At 69.5% G+C, this 20,768-nt stretch carries 21 protein-coding genes and 1 pseudogene; 13 read left to right on the forward strand and 9 right to left on the reverse strand.

What is annotated here, in order from left to right; genetic code table 11:
* The coding region (locus tag AB0B76_RS49445; protein WP_360390381.1) for a transposase at positions 1-364 on the reverse strand (364 nt) is incomplete at its 3' end.
* A 122-nt stretch (positions 365-486) separates the two neighbouring features.
* On the opposite strand from AB0B76_RS49445, the gene AB0B76_RS49450 reads away from it, so the two are divergent.
* From AB0B76_RS49450 to AB0B76_RS49465, 4 genes are all read left to right on the forward strand, one after another.
* Positions 487-1,131, forward strand: a complete 645-nt coding sequence (locus tag AB0B76_RS49450) for a PQQ-binding-like beta-propeller repeat protein (RefSeq protein WP_360390227.1) — start codon at positions 487-489, stop codon at positions 1,129-1,131.
* Positions 1,132-1,861: 730 nt separating this feature from the next.
* Positions 1,862-3,007, forward strand: coding sequence for an endo-1,4-beta-xylanase (locus tag AB0B76_RS49455; protein ID WP_360390229.1), 1,146 nt, complete (start codon positions 1,862-1,864; stop codon positions 3,005-3,007).
* Positions 3,008-3,524: 517 nt separating this feature from the next.
* Positions 3,525-4,487, forward strand: a complete 963-nt coding sequence (locus AB0B76_RS49460) for a sialidase family protein (protein ID WP_360390232.1) — start codon at positions 3,525-3,527, stop codon at positions 4,485-4,487.
* A gap of 403 nt (positions 4,488-4,890) precedes the next feature.
* Entirely contained in the window at positions 4,891-5,703 is an 813-nt protein-coding gene (locus AB0B76_RS49465) for a hypothetical protein (RefSeq protein WP_360390235.1), read from the forward strand.
* 241 nt (positions 5,704-5,944) lie between these two features.
* Here AB0B76_RS49465 and AB0B76_RS49470 read toward each other — a convergent pair whose 3' ends face one another.
* On the reverse strand, positions 5,945-6,343 hold the full coding sequence (locus AB0B76_RS49470) for a nuclear transport factor 2 family protein (protein WP_360390238.1): 399 nt from the start codon (positions 6,341-6,343) through the stop codon (positions 5,945-5,947).
* Positions 6,344-6,435: 92 nt separating this feature from the next.
* Between AB0B76_RS49470 and AB0B76_RS49475 the strand changes: the two are divergent.
* Positions 6,436-6,522 (forward strand): annotated as a pseudogene (locus AB0B76_RS49475) (hypothetical protein); the annotation flags it as partial.
* Between the two features lie 32 nt (positions 6,523-6,554).
* On the opposite strand, the gene AB0B76_RS49480 reads toward AB0B76_RS49475, so the two are convergent.
* Positions 6,555-6,677 (reverse strand): hypothetical protein, encoded by a 123-nt coding sequence (locus AB0B76_RS49480; protein ID WP_360390394.1) that lies wholly within the window; start codon positions 6,675-6,677, stop codon positions 6,555-6,557.
* Here AB0B76_RS49480 and AB0B76_RS49485 point away from each other — a divergent pair, their 5' ends adjacent.
* Positions 6,678-6,866 (forward strand): hypothetical protein, encoded by a 189-nt coding sequence (locus AB0B76_RS49485; protein ID WP_360390241.1) that lies wholly within the window; start codon positions 6,678-6,680, stop codon positions 6,864-6,866.
* A 350-nt stretch (positions 6,867-7,216) separates the two neighbouring features.
* On the opposite strand, the gene AB0B76_RS49490 is transcribed toward AB0B76_RS49485, so the two are convergent.
* Both AB0B76_RS49490 and AB0B76_RS49495 read right to left on the reverse strand, forming a co-directional pair.
* Positions 7,217-7,978 (reverse strand): hypothetical protein, encoded by a 762-nt coding sequence (locus AB0B76_RS49490; protein WP_360390243.1) that lies wholly within the window; start codon positions 7,976-7,978, stop codon positions 7,217-7,219.
* A gap of 610 nt (positions 7,979-8,588) precedes the next feature.
* Complete coding sequence (locus tag AB0B76_RS49495) at positions 8,589-9,140, reverse strand: hypothetical protein (RefSeq protein ID WP_360390246.1); 552 nt, start codon at positions 9,138-9,140, stop codon at positions 8,589-8,591.
* A gap of 368 nt (positions 9,141-9,508) precedes the next feature.
* Between AB0B76_RS49495 and AB0B76_RS49500 the strand changes: the two genes are divergently transcribed.
* Entirely contained in the window at positions 9,509-10,600 is a 1,092-nt protein-coding gene (locus AB0B76_RS49500) for an amidohydrolase family protein (protein WP_360390384.1), read from the forward strand.
* Between the two features lie 343 nt (positions 10,601-10,943).
* Here AB0B76_RS49500 and AB0B76_RS49505 read toward each other — a convergent pair whose 3' ends face one another.
* On the reverse strand, positions 10,944-11,564 hold the full coding sequence (locus AB0B76_RS49505; protein WP_360390249.1) for a hypothetical protein: 621 nt from the start codon (positions 11,562-11,564) through the stop codon (positions 10,944-10,946).
* Between the two features lie 423 nt (positions 11,565-11,987).
* On the opposite strand from AB0B76_RS49505, the gene AB0B76_RS49510 reads away from it, so the two are divergent.
* Positions 11,988-12,869: a hypothetical protein gene (locus AB0B76_RS49510; RefSeq protein WP_360390252.1), complete on the forward strand. Its 882-nt coding sequence runs from the start codon at positions 11,988-11,990 to the stop codon at positions 12,867-12,869.
* 232 nt (positions 12,870-13,101) lie between these two features.
* Here the strand turns inward: AB0B76_RS49510 and AB0B76_RS49515 are convergent, their stop codons facing one another.
* Positions 13,102-14,670 carry an MFS transporter gene (locus AB0B76_RS49515; protein WP_360390255.1) on the reverse strand — a complete coding sequence of 523 codons (1,569 nt, stop codon included), beginning with the start codon at positions 14,668-14,670 and terminating at the stop codon, positions 13,102-13,104.
* Positions 14,671-14,735: 65 nt separating this feature from the next.
* On the opposite strand from AB0B76_RS49515, the gene AB0B76_RS49520 reads away from it, so the two are divergent.
* From AB0B76_RS49520 to AB0B76_RS49530, 3 genes are all read left to right on the forward strand, one after another.
* The gene (locus AB0B76_RS49520; RefSeq protein ID WP_360390258.1) at positions 14,736-15,380 is read left to right on the forward strand and encodes a helix-turn-helix domain-containing protein; all 645 of its coding nucleotides are present in this window, start codon (positions 14,736-14,738) and stop codon (positions 15,378-15,380) included.
* A 178-nt stretch (positions 15,381-15,558) separates the two neighbouring features.
* Entirely contained in the window at positions 15,559-15,795 is a 237-nt protein-coding gene (locus AB0B76_RS49525) for a hypothetical protein (RefSeq protein WP_360390261.1), read from the forward strand.
* Between the two features lie 78 nt (positions 15,796-15,873).
* Positions 15,874-16,128, forward strand: a complete 255-nt coding sequence (locus tag AB0B76_RS49530; protein WP_360390263.1) for a TIM-barrel domain-containing protein — start codon at positions 15,874-15,876, stop codon at positions 16,126-16,128.
* Here the strand turns inward: AB0B76_RS49530 and AB0B76_RS49535 are convergent.
* Entirely contained in the window at positions 16,115-17,734 is a 1,620-nt protein-coding gene (locus tag AB0B76_RS49535) for a Na+/H+ antiporter (protein WP_360390266.1), read from the reverse strand. The genes AB0B76_RS49530 and AB0B76_RS49535 overlap by 14 nt on opposite strands.
* Before the next feature lie 388 nt (positions 17,735-18,122).
* Between AB0B76_RS49535 and AB0B76_RS49540 the strand changes: the two genes are divergently transcribed.
* Together AB0B76_RS49540 and AB0B76_RS49545 are read left to right on the forward strand one after the other, a co-directional pair.
* On the forward strand, positions 18,123-18,647 hold the full coding sequence (locus AB0B76_RS49540) for a 2'-5' RNA ligase family protein (RefSeq protein WP_360390269.1): 525 nt from the start codon (positions 18,123-18,125) through the stop codon (positions 18,645-18,647).
* A 92-nt stretch (positions 18,648-18,739) separates the two neighbouring features.
* Positions 18,740-19,165, forward strand: a complete 426-nt coding sequence (locus AB0B76_RS49545) for an archease (protein WP_360390386.1) — start codon at positions 18,740-18,742, stop codon at positions 19,163-19,165.
* Positions 19,166-19,247: 82 nt separating this feature from the next.
* Here the strand turns inward: AB0B76_RS49545 and AB0B76_RS49550 are convergent, their stop codons facing one another.
* The gene (locus AB0B76_RS49550) at positions 19,248-20,672 is read right to left on the reverse strand and encodes an RtcB family protein (protein WP_360390271.1); all 1,425 of its coding nucleotides are present in this window, start codon (positions 20,670-20,672) and stop codon (positions 19,248-19,250) included.
* Positions 20,673-20,768 lie beyond the last annotated feature (96 nt).

The following is a 20,768-nucleotide window of genomic DNA, read 5'->3' on the forward strand; positions in this document are numbered from 1 at the left end:
CCCCGCCCGGGACGAGCTCGAGCAGCAGGTGGTGCAGCCGGCTCAGCGCCTCGGTCCGGGCATGTCCCGGACCGTCGCGGCGGTCCACGAGCAGTTTCAACGCCGCAGTGACGTCATCGATGGTGACCTGACGCAATCCGTTGGCGCGCAATGCTGCCACCGCGATGCAGTGGGCGTCGGCGGGGTCGGTCTTGCGAGACTGGTTGGTGTCAAATAGCCGGGCTCGCGCGGACAGTTTCGCCGGCACGTCGAGCACGGTCTCGCCGTCGGCGACCAGTCGTTGGGCGATGTGCCGGCCGATGCCGTTGCATCCTTCTACTGCCCAGACCCGGTCTTTGTGCTGCCGACCGACAGCAGTGGGCAGCCGATGTGAGAGCGACCCCGCCGATCACCTCGACCCAGCCTGGCCGGGCTGCGGTCGTGCCACGCCGATGTGCGGTTGCGGCCGGCGGGGTCGCGACGTCGCCCGGTACGTAGCCTTTGACGGTGGATCAACCCTTGGAAATCGTGTGGTCGCGGTCGTTGTGCATACGGTCGAGCGCGACGACAGTGGCAGCCTCCGATGTCCTCATCGTGGCGGAGCGACACTCGCGCTTGGTGCGGTTGGATCCGGGGACCGGGTCGCTGATGTGGGAGCAGCGCGTCGAGGACTGCTGGGGCACGGCCGCCGTCGCGCAGGGACGATGCCTCTATCTGAGCCAGCGGGGTGTCCTGCACTGCTTCGAGCTGCAGAGCGGCCGCCCGATGTGGTCGACACCCGGTCTGAAGTTTCATCGATACTTGACCGCCAGCGGGTCCGTCGTCGTGCTGGGCGGATGGCGCGGCTATCACCCTGTAACACGAGTTGACCTCGCCAGCGGCACACCCAACCCGTTCGATGCACCTTATGCCCTAGGAGAATCACTGGCCTGGCCAATTCCCATCCGGCTCCAACCACATCGAGCACTGACCACATCGCTTGATCCGACGCGCGGATATGCCGCAGGTCTCGTGCGCCGGGCCGACGTGAAGATCGCCACGCTCAGTGGCGACGGCTCGGCGCCGCTGGCTCGCACTCGTGCCGAATTGAGCTCGGCCACCAGCCACGGCGCCCCGTTCTGCGCTGCCTTCGTCGACGCGATCCGCCCCTAGACGCCCGTGGACGACGCCATCGCGCCATCCGAGCTGGCGATCTTGCCATCCGTATCTGCCGCAGGTCGCGCGTAGGCGTCCAGTCGCACCGCCACGCTTGGTGAAGTCGAGCACGGGTGGCCCGGCACCCGCGCGTGCCGATGAGCGGGCACGTGATCATGGGGTCGGCGTGGGTGGCCGTGATGGCGGCGCACGGCTTCGGATCGGTCTCGTTGCCGAACGAAGCCGCTGGGTTCAGTCGCCGCTGTGGCCGACAAAGAAGATCACGTCGGGGTTGCCGACGATGTAAGTATCGCGCCGGCGGTCGTACAGGTCGACATTTCTGGGGTCTCCCATGATCGACCTGCCACGCGCTCCCATGCCACGTCCCACGTAGTTGCCGAGCGGTCGCGGCGGTGTCGTGGCGCGGGATGCGCGCCCCGGTACTCGCCCTGGCGACGGCACACTGCGGTTGCGGAAGGCGCTGCGTGTGAGGTCTCCCCGACATTCGGGAGCAGCGCCGTTGTGGGCATGCGGCCCGCGAATATGCGCAAGGGCTGCGGATGGCGCGACCAGGGCCCCGGCGTCCTCATGGCATTTTCACGGACGGACCGGCCATGAGGTGCCACGGCTCTCATATTGACGCCGGTCTAACGCGTCGATATTCTCGCCTCGAAAATTCCGAGAGAAGTTGCGAAAATTTCGGTCCTCCGTACCGGAATCCCTTACGCCACGTTCAAGGAGGCTCACGGTGCGATCACGCCGTCTGCTCACCGTTGCAGCCGCGCTCGCGGGGCTCGTCCTGACTGGAGGCACCGCTTCCAGTGCGGTGTCCAGTCACACGGACTTCCGGCCGCCGGCCGACTCGCTGCGCGCCCTGGCCGCACCGATCGGGTTGCGCATGGGTACCGCCGCGGTCCCGTCCGAGCTGGCCAGCTACGGGCAGATCATCGGCGACCAGTTCTCCGTCGTGACGCCCGGCAACGAGATGAAATGGCAGCTCGTGGAGCCGACCCGGGGTACCTACGACTGGTCCGGCGGCGACAACCTGGTCGCGTTCGCCCGGGCCCACGACCAGCTCGTCCGCGGGCACACACTGGCCTGGCACAACCAGCTGCCCACCTGGCTGACCGACGGCGTCACGAACGGGACGATCAGCAACGACCAGCTGCGGGCGTTGCTGCACAAGCACGTCACCGACGAGGTCACCCACTTCCGAGGCAAGATCTGGCAGTGGGACGTGGCCAACGAGTTCTTCACCGACACCACGCCGTCGCAGATGAACCCGAATGACTTCTGGGTGGCGCACCTCGGTACCGGCATTCTCGAGGACGTGTTCCGCTGGGCGCACGCGGCCGATCCGCACGCAATCCTGTGCTACAACGACTACAACATCGCGGGCGAGGACGGCAGCAACGCCAAGGCGGACGCGGTCTACGCGTGGGCCAAGCAGGCACTGGCCGACCGGGTGCCGTTGGACTGCATCGGCGACCAGGGCCACCTGGACACCCAGTACGGGTTCTCCGGCCCGCTCATGCAGCAGGACCTCCAGCGGTACGCGGACCTGGGCCTGAAGGTCGCCATCACCGAGGCCGACGTACGCACGTTCGTCAACAACGCCACCGAGAACGTACCTACGGACCACCTGGCGGTCTTCGCCCAGCCGTTCGAGTACGACCAGATGCTGAAAGCCTGCCTGTTCGTCCGCCAGTGCATCTCGTTCACAATCTGGGGCCTCACCGACGCCAGTTCCTGGATTCCCGCAGTCTTTGCGGGCGAGGGCTACGCGCTGATCTACGACGTCAACCTCAACCCCAAGCCGGCGTACACGGTCCTGCAGCAGGACCTGCGGCTGGCCACAGGCGGCGCTCTACGCCGCCCGGGCACCGGGCACTGATCCCGGGCGGCGGTGCTCGGTCTGCGATCGCGGGCTCGGGACCGCCGGGCACAGGGGGCCGGCAGTCGACCTGACCCATGTCGAGCGCATCGGCAATGGATTCAGCGGCTGCCGGAGCCTGTGCCGCAGGGCAGTGACAGGGGCCAAGGTCCCCGACGTGACCATCTCATCGGCGACCGGCACCTTGACAGCGGTACACAATCCATTGAAGGTCTTCCGTTTCTCGCCTCCTGGTCCGGTGACTCACCCGGTCGGCGGATGAGCGGAAGCCTCCACCTTTGGGGGAACCTTGCAGGGCCAACGTCAAGGCCAACCGCACGCGTCCATTGATCCGGGAAAGCGAGGAGGCGCGAGCTTGTCGCGCCGGACCCTTCTGGGTGCGGGCGCAGTCGTGGTCGCCGGATTGCCGCTGAGCCTCGCCGAACCCGCGTCAGCGGCGCCGGTACCGCGGGGCGAGGCTCCGTTCGGTCCGGTGGTCGTGACCGACCCGGGAAGCGGCGCCGCGTACGCCCGCGCTGTGCGACTCGGCAGCTCGCGCACCTGGCTGGCGTCGTACCAGCAGTTCGGCGCGGCCGGGTTCCCGATCTTCCGGAGCACCGACGACGGTCACACCTGGCATCACCTGAGCAACGTGCCGAGCACCGGCGACGCGTCCGGGGTCTGGCTGCAGCCCTCCCTGTACGAGCTGCCCCGCGCCTTCGCCGGGCTGCCCAAGGGCGCGCTGCTGTTCGCCGGCAACGACCTGGGCGACTTCACCAGCACCAAGATCGAGCTGTACGCGAGCGGGGACCACGGCGTCTCCTGGCGCCACCTGAGCACCGTGGCGCAGGGCGGCCCGCCGAACCCGAACAACGGCGGCACGCCGGTGTGGGAGCCGTTCCTGCTGCTGCACAACAACCGGCTCGTCGTCTACTACTCAGACCAGCGGGACCCGGAGCACGGGCAGAAGCTGGCCCACCAGACCAGCACCGACCTGCGTACGTGGGGACCGGTCATCAACGACGTGGCGGACCCCGATTACGACCTGCGCCCGGGGATGACCACCCTCGCCCAGATCAACCCGCACCTGTGGATCTTGACGTATGAGAACGGCAACGACAAGACCGGCAACCCGTACGCCGTGCACTACCGGCTGGCCCGGGACCCGGAGGTGTTCGACTCGGCCCCGGACCTCGTCCTGCATGACCAGGACGGGTACATCCCGTCGGCCGCGCCGACCGTGTCCTGGTCGGACTCGGGCGGCCCCGCGGGCACCATCGTGGTCACCGCGAACAGCGATCAGGACTTCTTCGTGAACCGGCACCTCGGGGACCCTCGCAGGTGGACGCGGGTCACGTCGGCGATCCCCCGCGGTTACAGCCGGCAGACCATCCCCCTGTCCGGTACGGGTTCGCGCCGGGAGCCGGGCCTCGTCTTCGTGGTAACCGGCCCGGCCTATGGCGTGGACGGTCCGATCCAGGCTGGCGTCGTACGGATCTGAGCCGACCGCGGCGGCTCGCCGACCGCCACCCGCGACCGTGGCCGGACGGACGGAAGCCGCCATTACCGCCGAACCTGCGTCGATCGGCGCGCCGGACCCGATCGACCCGGGCGGGACAACGATGCCACCTCGAGCTGGCCGGACACCGTCGCCGCCGCTGACAGCAGCCGCATGGTCGCTCGTAGGACTGGCCGCCGGCCTCGGCGCAGGCTGGCTCGTCGCTCAGCGGCGTCCCGGCCGCCGCTGAACCCGAGCGGCAGCCTCCGAAGCGGCAACTCGCCGCGACGACTGCGGCCTCGCCGGTAAACCTTGAGGACGTACGGAATCTGCGCGCCGTGGTGATGTCGTGAAGAGATTCCGGCCGGTGTTGCGCGACCCGGGCGGCGGCTGACACGCTGCCGCGGTGGAGAACAGGGCGGTGCCGGTCGGGTGGTGGCGGTCCGGTCTCGTCGGTCTCGGCGTGGCGCTGCCGATTATCTGGGCGGTCGCGGCGCTCACGGGCTCAGTCGACCGTGACCTCGGCGGCTTGGTCGTCTTCGTCATGTACGGGCCGATGATCGCGATCGCTGCCGCGCTGCTGGGGGTGGTCGTGGTCTGGGGTCTGACCGACCGGTGGGCGGAGCGGCGGCGGCTTTCCTGGGTGATCGTCGCACCCTTCGTCGTGTATGTCGTGCTGGCGGTCGGCGCGGGCGCGAGCGGGCCGTCCGGCTCGGTGAACGAACTGCGGCTGGGCTGGGTACTGGTCGTCGCGCTGCTGTACGGCGGGGCCGGCGTCGCATTCGGCCGGGGTGTGTCGCACCGGGTCCGGGTATTCGCGAGCGTGGTCGTCCTGGCCGCTGCGCCGCTGATGATCGCCTATGACGATCTTTCGCAGCACCGCTGGCGCAAGGCCATGTTCGCGTCGGCGCCGCGGGTCCTGCCGGTAGTTCCGGGCTACGACGTGGTCGCCGCGAGGGCCGACGGCGGGACGCTCGGCGTCGGCATGAAGGGGTCCGCGGAGCTGTGGGTGTCGGTGTGGCGGTGCCGGGACTGCACCGTCCGCCGGCAGTTCGACGACGGGCAGTGGACCGTTGTCGACGGCACCTACCAGATCGGCATCGATGTGGTGGGTGCCGCGAACGAGACGTGGCCGGCCCCGGACGGCATCCGAGTGCGCCCGGCCGGCCTCGACGAACTGGCGGCGCTGCCGCTCGCCCCCGTCCCCTACTCCGACTAGCGCGACAGAGGTGTCACGCGAGTCACGGCACGGGCAGTGAGGAGCCTGAACGTGCGTGACACCTTGATCGCGATGTCACGCTTCAATAGAGGCTGGAACAGATGGACGCGCCGCCAGTGGAGGTGCCCGACACGGTCAATCGGCTGAGCGCCGGCGTGTCGTGCGCGATTCGGCGGTCTGCTGGATGGGTGGCGCGCAGGTCGGGTGGTCTTTCCATGTTCGATGGAATCAAGTTCTGAGCTCAGGCTTGCAGCGGTATCCGGCGCAGGCGGATCGCGCGTCGGGTGATCCGCCATCCGGCCGGCCCTGCGCGCAGTGTGTCCTCGTAGACGACACTGCCGCAGTGCCCGTTCATGCCGATGCCGATGCCCTTGCTGATCACGTGGACGGTGCCGTTGTCGCCCTCGGACAGCACGATGTTGGTCACATGGTGCCCGACCGGGTGCTCCGCGATCGCATTGATGGCGTCGTTCATCGCGGCCAGTCCGGCCCGCACGCCGAGTCCGAAGTCGCTGAGGTCGAACTCCGCGTCCGGGGTGAACAGCTCGTCCATCCGTTCGAATTCGCCTTGGTCGGTGAGGTGGCCGTGCATGTTGATCAGGTTGGTTATGGCTTGCCGGTCGCTTGCGGTAAGAGCCATCGGATACTCCCGTACGCTCGAAGTGGGGGCATCCCCATTTAAATGGGGACCTCCCCGTTTGGCAAGGGTGTTCCTCGCCGGAAGGAGACGTCATGGCTCGGGCGAACGCCGACCGCTTGCTCTCCACGGCCCGTGAGCTGGTCGCCGAGCGGCGGGCCGAGGTGCCGCTTGACGAGGTGGCGAAACGGGCCGGCGTCGGCAACGCCAGCCTTTACCGCCACTTCCCGACGCGCGCCACTTGCTGGTGGCGGTCTACGCCGACGAGGTCGAGCGCCTGGCCCGGCTGGGCGCCGAGGCCGACCTGTTCACCGGGCTCGACGCGTAGGTCGAGCATGTGACGACCAGGCGCGCCTTGGCCATAGCTGCGACCGAGGGGCCGCCCGGTAGCCGCGCCGAGCTGTCCGGGCACTCGCACCAGACGATCATCGAGACCGCCACCACGCTGGTCGCACGAGCCGCCCCGTACCTGCGGCCGGGGCTGACCGCAAAGGACCTGCTCGCGCTGGCCACTGGCGTAGCCTGACCGCGACCGACCCCGCCAACGCCCGTCGGCTCCTCGTCCTCGTGCGGACCGGCGTGCAGCGCTGAACTGCAACAAGCCAACGCCGAGACGCAGACCAACCCTGGCACGCAACGCTGAAGCAGCCGCAGCATGAGGGCTCGTGAGGACGCGATGGGTGCGACAGCGTGGTCCCCGAGCGGTTGGCCGGGTGCGCGGACATGCCTCAGCGCCGGGTCGACCTGAAGATCGCCACGCTCAGTGGCGACGGCTCGGCGCCGCTGGCCCGCACTCGTGCCGAGATGAGTGCGTTCCCCGACGATGTGGCTGAGCCAACGAGAGCGCTTATGGCGGGCATTGTGGACCTGTGATGGTCACTCAAACGTCAGGCGCGCGTTCCAGGCGCCGCTCCAACCACCGCGCCAGACCGCCAGTCCGGCGTAGGTGAACACGCATCCCACCCCGACACCCCAATCAAGATCACTGCACCAAAGGGCGGGCTCGGTCAGAGTGTCGCGCAGACGGTCTATGCCGATGACCGTGAATTCATCGCTGGCCGTCTCGGAGCGGCGAACCTCGATCAACCCATCGCGGACGAAGGGCAGCAACGCGGCCAGCTGCCGATCGACCCAGTCAAAGCGCTGCGTAGTGTCCAGCTCAGCCGGCGGGCCGTCCCAGATACCGAACGGCCCGGTCAGCATCCCGCTGGCCTCACTGGCGCAGACCAGGACCAAGCGCTGATCCACGCCCAGTTCGTCCCAGCGGGGAAGACCGCTGATGTCCGCCGTGGGGTATGCGTCGTCAAACCAATGCTCCAGGACGAACCGAGGAGCGGACAACCGGAACCTGGACGGCGTAGACGGTGACCAGAGCCAGTTTTCCGCCTTCGTGAGGACCGCGCGCAGGCGGCTGCCTTCCACCGTCATGTCGGCGACGGAGGAAACCAGACCGGCCGACTCGCGGACCGTCAGCAGGCCACGGTCAACGAGATCCAAGGTCACCACAGCCAGCTGCGGAACCAGCGCGCGCTGCTCGTGCTCGGTATAGCTGCGCGGCGGGGGAGCCCCATCGGCCCCCGCCCAGCGCAGATCCACCCCGTAGACCTGCACCGTCCCGGCGAGCCGACTGTCCGACATCGCGCGACGCAGTAGGGTCTGCTCAGCGGGTATGAACGACGCCCACGAACGCATAACCCCTGCGCCCTCCTCCTGACCCCCAGCCTGTAGCGCCGACCCACCGTAGCTGTAACCAGAGGACATGACCGGTACCAATTTGGCGGCGAGGGTGCGCGACCTCGACCACGTCTGTTACGCCGCGTGACGACGTCCCGCTTCGGTCGGCGCGCTTAACTGTCGATGTGCGGAAAGTCGATCTTTGTTGTGGTCAGGCTTCGAATGACCGTGATCCGCGGCGCATGAAAGTCTTCGCCTTGCCGCTGGCCGCCTTCGCAGCACCGCAACGGGAGGCGGATCCAGTCGAGGCGAAGCCGCTGTGAGCTCCGCGCTCGCCGGCGCTCGATCCATCGTGACAACGAGTGGTCGAGCTTCCTGCGACAGGGCTCCGACTCTGCCGAGATGAGGGCGCCTCCGGCTTGTCGGCATGACCCCGAACGTTTGCTGGGTCTGGTCAGGCTGCGCTCGATTGTTGGGCCCTCAGCGTCGATGCGTTCGCCGCGCAGCGGGTGTTGCGGCGTTGCGCGGCGGGTACGTCGGGGTGGCGGGCGCTGGCATTGCGCTGCGACCGCGATTATCCGATGTGGATCACTAAGGCCTCGTTGTCGTGCAGCGCTGCTATGAGCCTGTGTAGCAGGATGAGTCCATCGTCGAGGGCCTGCTGCACCTCCTCGAAGCCGCCTCCCGCGCCATCGAAGTACCGTTCGGCGGCCGCACGGTCCAGCCGTGCCGGGTCCAGTGCGGGTAGGTGACGCTTGTCGGCCGAGGTGATCAGGTATGTCAGGTCGTACACCGCATTGACGGCCTCCGTCTCCGCACGGTATTCGGCCGTCCCGAGGGTGGTGCCCGTGTCCTCCAGAAGAACCATCAGATGCATCAGCGCATAGCCAGACCAGTTGTACAACCCGCCGGATACGCCTAGATCGTTTTCCTGGAGGTAGTTGTATACGGGCACCACCATGATCGACGAGGTTGGGTTCCTCCAGCCGATTCGATTCCTGAACTTCCTGATCACGGGCCAGCGGTGGGTGGCGGCTGGGATCATTACCGGCTCGGCGTTCGCGGCCTGCGCGAGCCCGGGTACGGCGGACCGGTCCAGCAGGTAGAACGACGCTATCGCCGACATGGCCGCCGCACCGTCCCGACGCCACCCTGCGTCATGGCTCCGGCTATCCCCATAGCCCGGCATGCTGCCACAAACCGGCCGCACCCGGGGGAACGCACAACGTCCTGATCTGCCGCCCACCGTGAGCGCAGGGCTGGCCCGGAAAGATCAGCCGGTCACCGACGGGCTGTGATCGACACGCGGTGAATGGCCAAGGCCACGAATTCGACGTCGCGTGAAGCACGTTCGCCGTAACGCCATGTGGCCACGCAGGGCGAGCATCACCCGAACGCTTCGTCGCGACGGCGCCGTACTTCCACCACCCTGGCGGGTGTTCATCGGCGTGGAATGTGGGCACCTGCGCTCGCATGAAGACTGAGTTGCGCAACGTGCGCGTGTTCGACGGCAGGCAACTTCTCCCGCCCGCCACGGTGGCGCTCGACGATGACCGCATCGGATTCGACGCCTCGGACGCCAAGCTGGTCGTCGACGGTGCGGGGGCGGCGCTTCTACCCGGGCTGATCGACGCCCACCTGCACCTCGACGGGCGCTCCGCGCTCCAGCGGCTGGTGCGTTTCGGGGTGACCACGGCCCTGGACATGGCCAACGCCCCGCCGGAGTTCATCGACTCGATGCGAGGGATCCGGGGGCTCACCGATATCCGCAGCGCAGGCACGGCGGCGCTGGCCCCGGGCTGCGTCCATTCGCAGATTCCGGAGATCGGCGAACGCGGTCTGATCCGTAACGCCGGCGAGGCTGAGCGATTCGTGACCGAACGCTGCGCCGAGGGCTCCAATTATCTGAAGGTGCTGATCGATCTGCCCGGGCCCAGCCCCGACCGGGCCACGGTTGACGCACTCGTCGCCACCGCGCACCGGCTCGGGCGGCACGTCGTGGCGCACGCCCTGTCGTACGAGGCCGCGGAAATGGCGCAGGCCGCCGGGGTCGACGCCCTCACGCACACGCCGCTGGACCGGCCACTGGACCGAATCATGGCGGACCGGATGGCGGCCGTGGGCCAGGCGCTGATCCCCACGCTGGTCATGATGGAGTCGTTGACGGGGCCGTCGACGCCGCCGCAGATGCGGGCGGAGTGGGCAATGCCCGGCGCGAGCTTCGACAGCGCGCGGGCGAGCGTCGTCGCCGCTCACCGTGCCGGCGTACCGATCCTGGCGGGCACCGATACCAACACGGATGCCGAGGCGCCGGGTGACTTCACGTTCGGCGACAGCCTGCACTACGAGCTGGAACTGCTCGTCGATGCCGGCCTCAGCACCGTCGACGCGCTGCGCGCCGCGACGGTGCTGCCCGCCGAACACTTCGGCCTCACCGACCGCGGCGTCGTGGAACCGGGACGGCGGGCCGACCTGGTCCTCGTTGACGGCGACCCGCTGCACGACATCCGCGCCGTGCGCTCGATCAGCCGCGTCTGGTGCAGCGGCATCGAGCACACCCCGGCCCACCTGGCCAGGCGGTCGTAGCGGCCCCGGCACGCGCCGGCGAGGCACCGATGGATCGCGGCGCGCGCCGACCTGCCGACCGCCGCGCGGAACGCGGCCGGCAAGCCGGTGGTGCTGTGCCCGCCATGGCCGCTCGTGAGAGCGGTCCCACCGCGACCGAGCCGCGTAGAAGGCCATGTGCAAGGTTCATTGCGCCAGTCCTGCGGCCGACAAGGTCATCTTGCCCGCCGGCTGCTCGCACGTAAGCCGGAACTCCAACGCCCGCACATTGGTCACGTCGACCCGGATGTCGCGGTTCTCCCCGGTGTGCAGGATCGTGCTGCTTCACGACGTTCGCCATGGCACGACAACCGGCTGAGTCGTGTCAGCTCGGCGTCGGGCGCGGCTGGTCGTCGGAGAGCATGTAGATGTACAGCACGGTGACCCCGGCCTCGTCCTTGTCGAGCATAAGGTCCCGGCACCTCGTCGCGGTGCAGGCGTGGACACCGGCGTAGGAGTCGACCCGCTCCGGATGCCATTCGGGCCGAGGGTCGTCAGCGGCGGTCAGGCTCCAACCGTCCGGGACGGCGCGGTCGGTTGCGCTGAGCGGCGGCACCGCGTTGTCGGTAAGGAACCGGTCCGTCTCGGCGCTGGGGAATTCGACGATGACGTCCAGCTCCCACTCAAGCCATGCGCTGTACAACGAGTAGCGCAGCCGTGCATCCTTCGGCAATCTGAGCGCGGCGATGTTTTGCACGTCAGGGATGCCAGGGTGTCCTGTGGTGCACGTGTCGAGGTCATGCAGGCACCACGCGACCTCGACCACCGGCAGCACGAACCACCCGAGCACCGCCATCGCCGTCGCCAGGGCGGCGGCGATCATCCAGTGCGCGACCTTGAACTTGCGCACGTCGTACCGGCGCCGGGGCGGGATCACAGCGGCGAACGGTACCCGCACAGCGACCTTCAGGATCGCTGTGCCACCGAACCCGACCAGGTCCTTCACCAAACCCGCCATACAGCGCACGCAATCTCACGATCTTCGTGGAGTCGTACCTCTTGGATATGTTGACTGGATGAGTGACATCCCGCCGCAGCCCGACGGAACCGAGCCGGTGCAGATCGACTTCGTCGAAGGGATCGGTTTGTACATTTCTAATCCGGTCTCTGCCACCCACTGTCGCCGCGGACACAGGTACATCCACGGCGGCGGTCGGAAGCGGCTGTACTGGGTCGGATGTGGCTGCGACACCGCACGGTATGGCGGTCACCAGGTCTACGAATGCCTGATCGATGGGGACGGCCAGCCGTGCGGCGACGAGCGGTGGCTGCCGGTGTGCTCGGACCGCAGCTTGGGCAAAGCGGCCAGGGGGCCTAACTGGTCGCTAATCAGGGCTGAAGCACTTGGTACCTTGCGTGATCGTGGCAGGTGCGCGGCGGATGGCTGGTCGTAACAGCGAGCGACGAGTTCGGCGAGGTCGAGGGCTTCCGGCCGATGAGCGTGAGTCGACCAGCCGATGTGGTGACGATTCGATGCGATCTGACCGAGCCCGTACCGGTAAGCGATGATCATAGGATGGTCATCCCATCACCGTTGCGTGAGTCATTGCAGAGTCCAGTGTTCTGGGCGCGGTACACCTTCGCCCACGAGGACGGCCCCGGAGCCGACCGGCTCGGCGACCTCGAAGAGCTGCTCGACGACGACCTCGATGATGATGAGCAGTCGGAAGAAGCGGCGCTTGATGCGGAGTTCGATGTCGGTGGCGGCCACCGTGTGCTGCTGACTGTCGATAGCCAGGTTGACTCCTACAGCCTGGGGATCGTCGCCTCGGACTCAGCCGACACGGCGGAACTTGGTTGGGACGACCTGGCGCACTGGCACCCGTATGCGCTGCGCTGGTCCGAACTCGACCTGATCTGCCGGGCGGTTGCAGCCCTCGACCCACAGCTGCCGCACCCTGGGGCGCCGCTGGCGCTGCTGTGCCGATTCGCCGCGGTCTTCGAGGACGACGACGTGGACCGTGCCGTCGCCGCTGTAGACGCGGCGTACGCCTCGCTGCGCCCGCAAGAGTGGGACGGCTACTGGCCGCGTGGCACCGACTGGCTCGACCGTGCGGACTTCCGCGGTCAGCACGTCGTCTGGCAGCGCGACCAGGCCGGCAACCTGTGGGCCCGCCAGGAACCCGTCCATGAGACGGACTTCTACAGCACCCGCATGGAACCGGCGGCCGGAACGGACCACTTTCCGTACGCTCGGCTGCAGGCCCTGCTGGCCGCCGCCGCTGCCACGCTGAACACCAACGCGGATTGATCGACGCGATCACCAGTCCGCCGTGCGTGAGGACCGGCGGGCGCGGGTGCGGGTGCGGGCGGTGACCCGGGCGCAGGCCGACGAGACGCTGGAGCCCGTCGAGGGGCCGGGGTGGCCGGAGCCGCACGCGTTTCGCTGCGCGAGTGCCTCCGGGTGGTCATCAAGGAGGAGTACATGGACCGGCTGTTCGCCGAGTGCGACCTCGCCGCCCTCTGACCAGGCCCGCCGCCGGTCATGGCACGAGATCGCCTGCGTAGCTCGGGGCGCCGGCCGGCTGGGGCTCCGGCTCGGGCGGCTGGGCGGGTAGGAAGACCGCCGCGAACAGCGCGCCGGCGACCGCGGCGATCCCGGCGACGACGCAGCCGATGGCGGCGCCGTGGTCGAAGGCGTCGGTCGCGGCCGCGCGCACGGCGCCGGCCAGGTCGAGCTGGCCCTGGGCGGCAAGTTGGCCGGCGATGCCGAACGCCGCCCCGACCGACTGGTGGGCCAGGTCCATGAGGGTGCGGGGCAGCGCCGCCGGGAGGGCGGTGTCGAGCCGCGTGCCGTACAGCGAGGCGTAGACGCTGCCGATGACCGCCACGCCGAGGGTTCCACCGAGCAGGCGGGTGGAGTCGTTGACGGCCGAGCCGACGCCGGCCTGGTCCTCCGCGACCGCACCCATGATCGACTCGGTCGCGGGCGCGGAGGTCAGGCCCATGCCGAGGCCGTAGACGACCATCTGGATGGCGATGACGTCGTAGCCAAGGGTCGGTGAGATGTCGCTGGCGACCCAGAAGTAGAAGATGGCCTGCAGCGCGAGCCCGGTCACGACGATGGCCTTGGTGCCGAGCCGGACCGCCAGCCGCGTCCCCACTGTCGATCCGATCGCCACCGAGACGGCGACCGGCAGCAGATGGATTCCGGTGGACAGGGCGCTGTACGCGCGGACGAACTGGAAGAACTGCGTCATGAGGAAGATGAACCCGAACAGCGTGAAGAACGCGATGGTGACCGAGGCGCTGGCGGCGCTGAAGCGCATGTCCTTGAATAGCCGTACGTCCAGCATCGGCTGCCGGGTCCGGCGTTCGGCGACGATGAACGCGACCAGCAGGATCGCGGTGCCGGCGAAGCCGGTGAGGGACGCCGCCGAGGTCCACCCGCGGTTCGGGGCCTCGATGATGGTGTAGATGAGCAGCCCCATGAAGCCGCCGGACAGGACCAGGCCCAGCAGGTCGGGGCGCTCCCGGATCGGGTTGCGCGCCCGGGGCACGAACAGCGCCGTCAGGGCGATGACGACCAGTGACACCGGCCCGAGGACGTAGAAGATGCTCGACCAGTTGTAGTGCGCGAGCAGGTACCCGCCCGCGATCGGCCCCAGCGCGATGGCCAGGCCCGCCGTCGCGCCCCAGAGGCCGATCGCCACGGCCCGCTCCTTACGGCTGGTGAAGACGCCGATGAGCAGCGACAGCGTGGCCGGGAACGTCATCGCGGCCCCCAGGCCCATCACCGCCCGGGCGGCGATCAGCTGGGCGGGGGACGTCGCGTATCCGCCGATGTAGCTGGCCACGCCGAACACCAGCAGCCCGGCCATGAGCATGCCCTTGCGGCCGAAGCGGTCCGACAGGCTCCCCGAGCTCAGCAGCAGCGCGGCGAACACGAGGTTGTAGGCGTCCACGACCCACTGCAGCTGCGTCGTGGTGGCACCGAGCTCGCGGGTCAGGGCCGGCAACGCGACGTTGACCAGCGTGGTGTCGAGGTTGATTACGAATGAGGCCATCAGCAGCGCGATGAGCACGAGTGGTTTCGACGGCGCACGAGTCATGGTTGAAGAATAAACACAGTTGGTTTAATTTTTCAACCATGCGGTAGACGGGCTAAACTTGGCCCATGCGCAGCTATGGCCAGTACTGCTCGGTGGCCCGGGCCCTCGACGTCGTGGGGGACCGCTGGACGTTGCTGATCGTCCGGGAGCTGCTGCTGCAGGGCCCGTGCCGGTTCACGGACCTGAAGAACGGGCTGCCGGGCATTGCGACCAACCTGCTCTCGACCCGCCTCAAGGAGCTCGAGGACGCCGGGCTGGTCGCCCGCGACGATGCGCCGCCGCCGGTCGCCACTGTCCTGTACTCGCTGACCGAGCGCGGCCTGACGCTCGAGCCGGTGCTCCACGCCCTCGGGCTGTGGGGTCTGCAGTACATGACCGACGAGCGGCCCGGGGACGCGTTCCAGGCCCGCTGGCTCGCCTACGCCCCGACGTGGTTCACCACCGACGCCGACCCCGACGGGCCGCCGGCCGTCATCCAGCTCGTCGCGGCCGGCGAGCTGGCCGTCATCGAGCTGGGCGACGGCCAGATCCGCACCACGATCGGCCGGGCCGCCGAACCCGACCTCGTCCTGGACGGGCCGCCGCGCGCCGTGCTCGGGCTGCTCACCGGCGCCATGGATCTCAAGCGCGCCATGCGACTCGGCCTGTCCGCCACCGGCCATCGGCAACTACTCACGCGCCTGCGTCCGGTGACCGCCGCCGCGGCGTGAACAGCACCGAGCCGGTGGCCGTGCCGATCGGGGGTGCTCGGACCGGTGCCCGTGGGCCGCGGCGGACCGGATCAGTGTCCGCAACGGGCTCCGCCGCATCGACGTGCCCAGGCACCTCGTCGACGACGTGGTGGTCCTTGAGGATTTGGGCGTCTACCTCCGGTTGACGGACGGTGAGATGATCTCGCTCGACGCCGCGCTGTCGGCGGTCGTTGGCTCGTACGACCGCAATGCGCGGCACCGGGTCGACAAGAGCGCGGACATTGCCCGGATCATCGACTCCGTGCCGAAGGTTCCGTCGATCGGCAGCGTGGAGCGGTCCGTGCGCGCCGGCAGCGCGATCGTCACCGCGATCGCGGTGGGCGGCCTCGTGGCGGCCGTCTGGTTTCTGCTCAACAACGGTAAACCGCAGTAGGCGCGACGACGTGCCGTCGATACCGTCGAGCACGTTGCGTCACCGCTCGGTCGGCGCCACCGGCAACAACCGGTTCCCGTGTACTACGCCGCGGCGTACGGTTCGGTGCTGCGCTCGTGCGGCAAGGCACCGGTCACGTTCAGCCGGGCCGGCTTCACCGGCTCACAGGCGCACGGCGTGTTCTGGGCGGGCGACGAGGACTCCACGTGGGAGGCGATGTGGTCCTCGCTGCGGGCCGGCGAGGTGGAGGTCCCGGCCCCGGTCGAGGAGATCCTCGTCTGGTGCCGCCTGGAAACGGCGCACCGCCGCCGCGACCTGTTCACCTTCGGCTGATCCGGCCGCGCCACGACGCCTCATCTTCAGGCGAACCGGCGGGTTCCCGCTGGCCTGCCCCTGGGCTCGCCAACAGCAGCGCGTGTTGCAGGTCGAGCTCGCGCTGGATGCGGTGCAGCACGTCGGTGCTGATCGCGCCCTTGCGGTGCAGCCGCAGAAGGGTGTGCCGCTGCACCTCGACGAGTTCGAGCGACGCGGCACGCTCGGCCCGCTGCCGGTGGTCCGCGTCGTGCCGCACGCCCGCCCCGGTGGCCAGCTCGTCGCGGCGGTACCGGTACACGTCCTCGAGCCGCCCGATCGTGCGCTTGTCGAGGCCGTCGCGCAGGACCAGCTGCTCGAGGCGCACCATGGCGGCCTCGGTCGCGGTCAGCCTGGCCCGTGCCTCGGCGTCGCCGTCCCCGCCGTCGGTGCCGGCGACCCGTGTGGCCCGGATGAGCATCGGCAGGGTGACCCCCGGGACGACGAGGGTGGCGAGCACGACGCCGAAGGCGAGGAGGATGACCACCTCCCGGTCGGGAAACGGGGCGCCCGACGCGGTGCGCACCGGCAGGGCGAGGGCGATCGCGAGGGACACCGCGCCGCGCATGCCGCTCCACCCGACCACGAGCCGTTCGACACGGGGCAGCATGTGCGGTACCAGCAGCATCCACGCGACGCGGGTGAGCAGGACAACGGCGGCCAGCAGCGCCGCGACGGCGACGATGTCGACCGCGCGGAAGTCGGTGAGCTCGGCGAGCATCGGGCGCAGCTGCAGGCCGAGCAGCAGGAACAGCGCGGCGCTGAGCAGGTACACGATCATCTGCCAGACGGGCTTACCGAGCAGCCGGCTGGCCGGGGTGGCGACGGCGGGAATGCGCCAGCCGAGGTACAGGCCGCAGAAGAGGGTGCCCAGGACGCCCGAGAAACCGAAGTGCTCGGCCGTGTGGTACGCCGCGTAGGCGCCGAAGATCGTCAGGGTCACACCGACCACCGGGTCGCTGGCGCGGCCGCGTAGCTCGCCGACGAGCCAGCCGACGCCGAGCCCCACGAGGACGCCGCCGGCGGTGCCGACCGCGAACTGCTCGAGGGCGCGGCCGGCGTCGAGCGACCCGGCGCCGGCCACCACCGCCGCGACCGTGACCCGGAACAGCACCAGGGCGGTGGCGTCGTTGAACAGCCCCTCACCCTCGAGCAGGGTGATGGCCCGCCGGGGTACGCCCAGCCGCGACGCGATCGCGGTCGCGGCGAGCGGGTCGGTCGGCGACACGATCGCGCCGAGGGCGAGTGCGACCGGCCAGGACAGCCCGGCGACATAATGGCCGGCGGCGGCGACCGCGGCGGCCGTCACCAGCACCAGGCCGAGGGACAGCAAGGCGATCGGCCGGAACCGCCTGCGCAGCTCGCGCGGGGTGCTGTAGTAGCCGGCGTGGTACAGCAGGGGTGGGAGGAAGACCTGCAGCACCACCTCCGGCGACAGGCGCACCTGGGTCATGCCCGGCACGAACCCGATCGCCATCCCGCCGAGGACCAGCAGGATCGGGTACGGCACGGCGATGCGCAGCGACAGCGCATATAGCCCGATCGACGCCAGAAGCAGAGCCAGCAGGGAAAATGCGGCACCGTTCATGGTCTTCCGAACGGTACCCGGGCTTGCTGCTCCACGGCATCGCCGACAACCGGCAAATGCCTACGAAACGCATCCTGTGGGTCCTCGGCCCGACGGGCGCGGTAGAGCCCGGGCGCAGCCCTCGTGGGCGGCGGCCTGGAGGCGCTCGCTCAGGTGTTGTCAGGGCGGTCACGATGACTCCTCATGGCTGGAGGGATCTGGTGCGTCCAGCCTCCTGACCGACGCCGTCCCACCCCACCCACAGCGCCCACACACTGGCCCCACACGTCCGCACCGCGGATCTCCAGGCGGCTGACAGGCCGAAACCTGGGAACGGCTCAGGGAAAGGTTAGGGATTTGCCGGCGGTCGGCCGGGGAACGCAGATCGGGAGGGAGCTATCGTCGAGCGGTGGCCCTGGCTGTCTGCCTGCTCTTCGACGGTCGCACCGAACGCGCCCTGACGAGCCTGTGGGACAGGCTCGAGGAGCATGGCGTCGCGACACTGCGCTCGCACACCCACGGGATGCATCATCCGCATCTGTCGTACGTCGTCCTGCTGCGGTGGGATCTCGCCGCCGTCCGCGACACCGTGGCGGGGCTCCCGGACCGGGGCGGCTGCGAGGTCACCTTCGACGCGCTGGGCGCCTTCCGGCGGGGCCGGATCTGCCTCGTTCCCGCCGTGCCCGCAGACCTCATCGCGCGACAACAGGGCGTCGTCGAGGCGGTCCGCGCCACGGGTGCGCTGGTGCACGCACACTATGAGATCGACGCGTGGCTGCCGCACTGCTCGGTCGCCCCACGCGCCCGGACCGAGCGGTTGCCCGTCGTCGCCACCACGGTCTACGGCATCCTCCCGCTCACCGCCCGGATCACCCGCGCTGCGCTCATCGACAGCGCAACCGGGCAGCTGTGGCCGCTGCCGAACGTGCCCTGACAGACAGAGGGGACCGCCCGAAGGATCGTACGATTGCCTGGTCGCTCTGCCCCGGCACGGCTGGTGCGGTGGGTGGCGGTTCGGAGGGTGTGATGGGTGAACGGCCGGCAGCGGGGCATCGCAGCGTGCCGCACACCGCGGACGTGCGGATCGAGTCGTGGGCGCCGGCGCGGGAACAGTGTGTGGTGGAGGCGGTCGCGGCGATGGTGGGCACCTTCGCCGAGGTGTCGGGCGCTGTGCCGACCGCGACTGCTCGTTTCCGGGCCGGGCCGGGATCGGATGCCGACCTGCTGGTCGCGGTGCTCGACGAGGTGATCTATCTGATCGACACCACGGGCCGGCTTCCGATCGCGGCGCAGGTGGAGGCCGGTGACGGTGCTCTGGACGTGCGGTTGTCGATGGTCAACGCCGGCCAGGTGGAGCTGGTGGGCGCGGTACCCAAGGGGGTCTCGCTGCACGAGCTGCGGTTCGGCCGCGAAGGGTCCGGCTGGTCGTGCTCGGTGACCATCGACGTGTAGGCCGCAACGAAGCGGGTAAGCCCTTCGGCCGGACCGCAGCGGGAGGTGCCGCGCACGGCGATGTTGCAGCCCGCCGTTTGTATCACCCCTTGACCACGCCGATCGGCACCAGCCGCGCGACCCGCTCGCACAGCCCGGCGCCCTGCGCGACGTCCACGACGGTGTCGATGTCCTTGTACGCCTCCGGCGTCTCCTCGGCCAGGCCGCGCAACGATGCCCCGCGCACCGCGATGCCCTCGGCCTGCAGCCGGTCGCGCAGCTCCTTGCCGTGCACCGTCTTGGCCGCCTGGTGGCGGCTGAGCGCACGGCCGGCGCCGTGGCAGGTCGAGGCGAACGCCGGCGCACCTGGCCGCCCGGTGAGCACGTAGGACGCGGTGCCCATGGTGCCGGGGATGAGCACCGGCTGCCCGGCGCCGCGCAGGTCGGCCGGTAGGTCCGGATGGCCCGGCGGCAGTGCCCGCGTGGCGCCCTTCCGGTGCACGCACAGCCGCCGCGGCACCCCGGCCACCTCGTGTGTCTCGATCTTGGCGAGGTTGTGCGAGATGTCGTACACCAGCGCCAGCTCCCGACCGGTGACCCTGCCGAACACGCCCCGGGCCGCCACGGCGAGCAGCTGCCGGTTGGCGCGCGCGTAGTTGGCCGCCGCGGCCATCGCCCCGAGATACGCCTGAGCCTCCGGCGACGAGACCGGCGCGCACGCCAGCTGCCGATCCGGGACCGTGATACCGAATCTGCGCATGGCGCGTTCCATGGCGCGCACGTGGTCGGTGCAGATCTGGTGTCCGAGCCCCCGGGACCCGCAGTGGATCATGACGCACACCTGGCCGGCCCGCAGCCCGAACGCCTCGGCCGCCGGCTCGTCGTAGATCCGGTCGACGACCTGGACCTCCAGGAAGTGGTTCCCTGACCCGAGGCTGCCCACCTGGCCCAGCCCGCGCTGCACCGCCCGCTCGCTGACCTGCCCGGGGTCGGCGTCGGCCACCGCGCCGCCGTCCTCGCAGCGTTCGAGGTCGCGCTGTACCCCGTGGCCCTCCCGCACCGCGTACCGGGCGCCGCCGGCCAGCACCTCCCGTAGTTGGCGGGCATCGCCGTGCAGCGGCCACACGGCGCCGCGGTCCATGCCGCGGGGAGTCGCCGCGGCGAGGCCATCCATCAGCGCCCGCAGCGACGGCCCGGTGAGCTCCTGGCGGTCGAGGTCGGCGGCGAGCAGCCGCACGCCGCAGGAGATGTCGAACCCGACACCGCCGGGGGAGACCACCCCGCCGGCGGCGACGTCAGTGGCGGCGACCCCGCCGATCGGGAACCCGTACCCCCAGTGCACGTCGGGCATGGCGTACGAGGCGCCCACCACCCCAGGCAGCGTGGCGACGTTGGCCACCTGCTCCAGAGACTTGTCCCCGGCGGGATCGGGCAGCAGCGCCCGCGAGGCGAACACCATTCCCGGTACCCGCATCTCGCCGTACGGGTCGATACGGAACCGGTAGTCGGACTCCCGCACCACCTTCACGCTCACCACCCCCTCGGCTCGCGTGTGTTCCAGATACCCGCTGCCACTCCCGGTTACACGGACACACCACGCGATATCAGGTCCGCGGCCCGCGTT

This window comes from Dactylosporangium sp. NPDC049140, from assembly GCF_040648435.1.

What these genes read in the sequence shown, in the direction of transcription:
- AB0B76_RS49490 (WP_360390243.1), bottom strand. Translation starts at nt 7,978, where the DNA reads ATGTCGGACAGTCGGCTCGCCGGGACGGTGCAGGTCTACGGGGTGGAT.
- AB0B76_RS49520 (WP_360390258.1), top strand. Translation starts at nt 14,736, where the DNA reads ATGCGCAGCTATGGCCAGTACTGCTCGGTGGCCCGGGCCCTCGACGTC.
- AB0B76_RS49495 (WP_360390246.1), bottom strand. Translation starts at nt 9,140, where the DNA reads ATGTCGGCGATAGCGTCGTTCTACCTGCTGGACCGGTCCGCCGTACCC.
- AB0B76_RS49545 (WP_360390386.1), top strand. Translation starts at nt 18,740, where the DNA reads ATGGGTGAACGGCCGGCAGCGGGGCATCGCAGCGTGCCGCACACCGCG.
- AB0B76_RS49535 (WP_360390266.1), bottom strand. Translation starts at nt 17,734, where the DNA reads ATGAACGGTGCCGCATTTTCCCTGCTGGCTCTGCTTCTGGCGTCGATC.
- AB0B76_RS49470 (WP_360390238.1), bottom strand. Translation starts at nt 6,343, where the DNA reads ATGGCTCTTACCGCAAGCGACCGGCAAGCCATAACCAACCTGATCAAC.
- AB0B76_RS49515 (WP_360390255.1), bottom strand. Translation starts at nt 14,670, where the DNA reads ATGACTCGTGCGCCGTCGAAACCACTCGTGCTCATCGCGCTGCTGATG.
- AB0B76_RS49525 (WP_360390261.1), top strand. Translation starts at nt 15,559, where the DNA reads ATGATCTCGCTCGACGCCGCGCTGTCGGCGGTCGTTGGCTCGTACGAC.
- AB0B76_RS49480 (WP_360390394.1), bottom strand. Translation starts at nt 6,677, where the DNA reads ATGCTCGACCTACGCGTCGAGCCCGGTGAACAGGTCGGCCTCGGCGCC.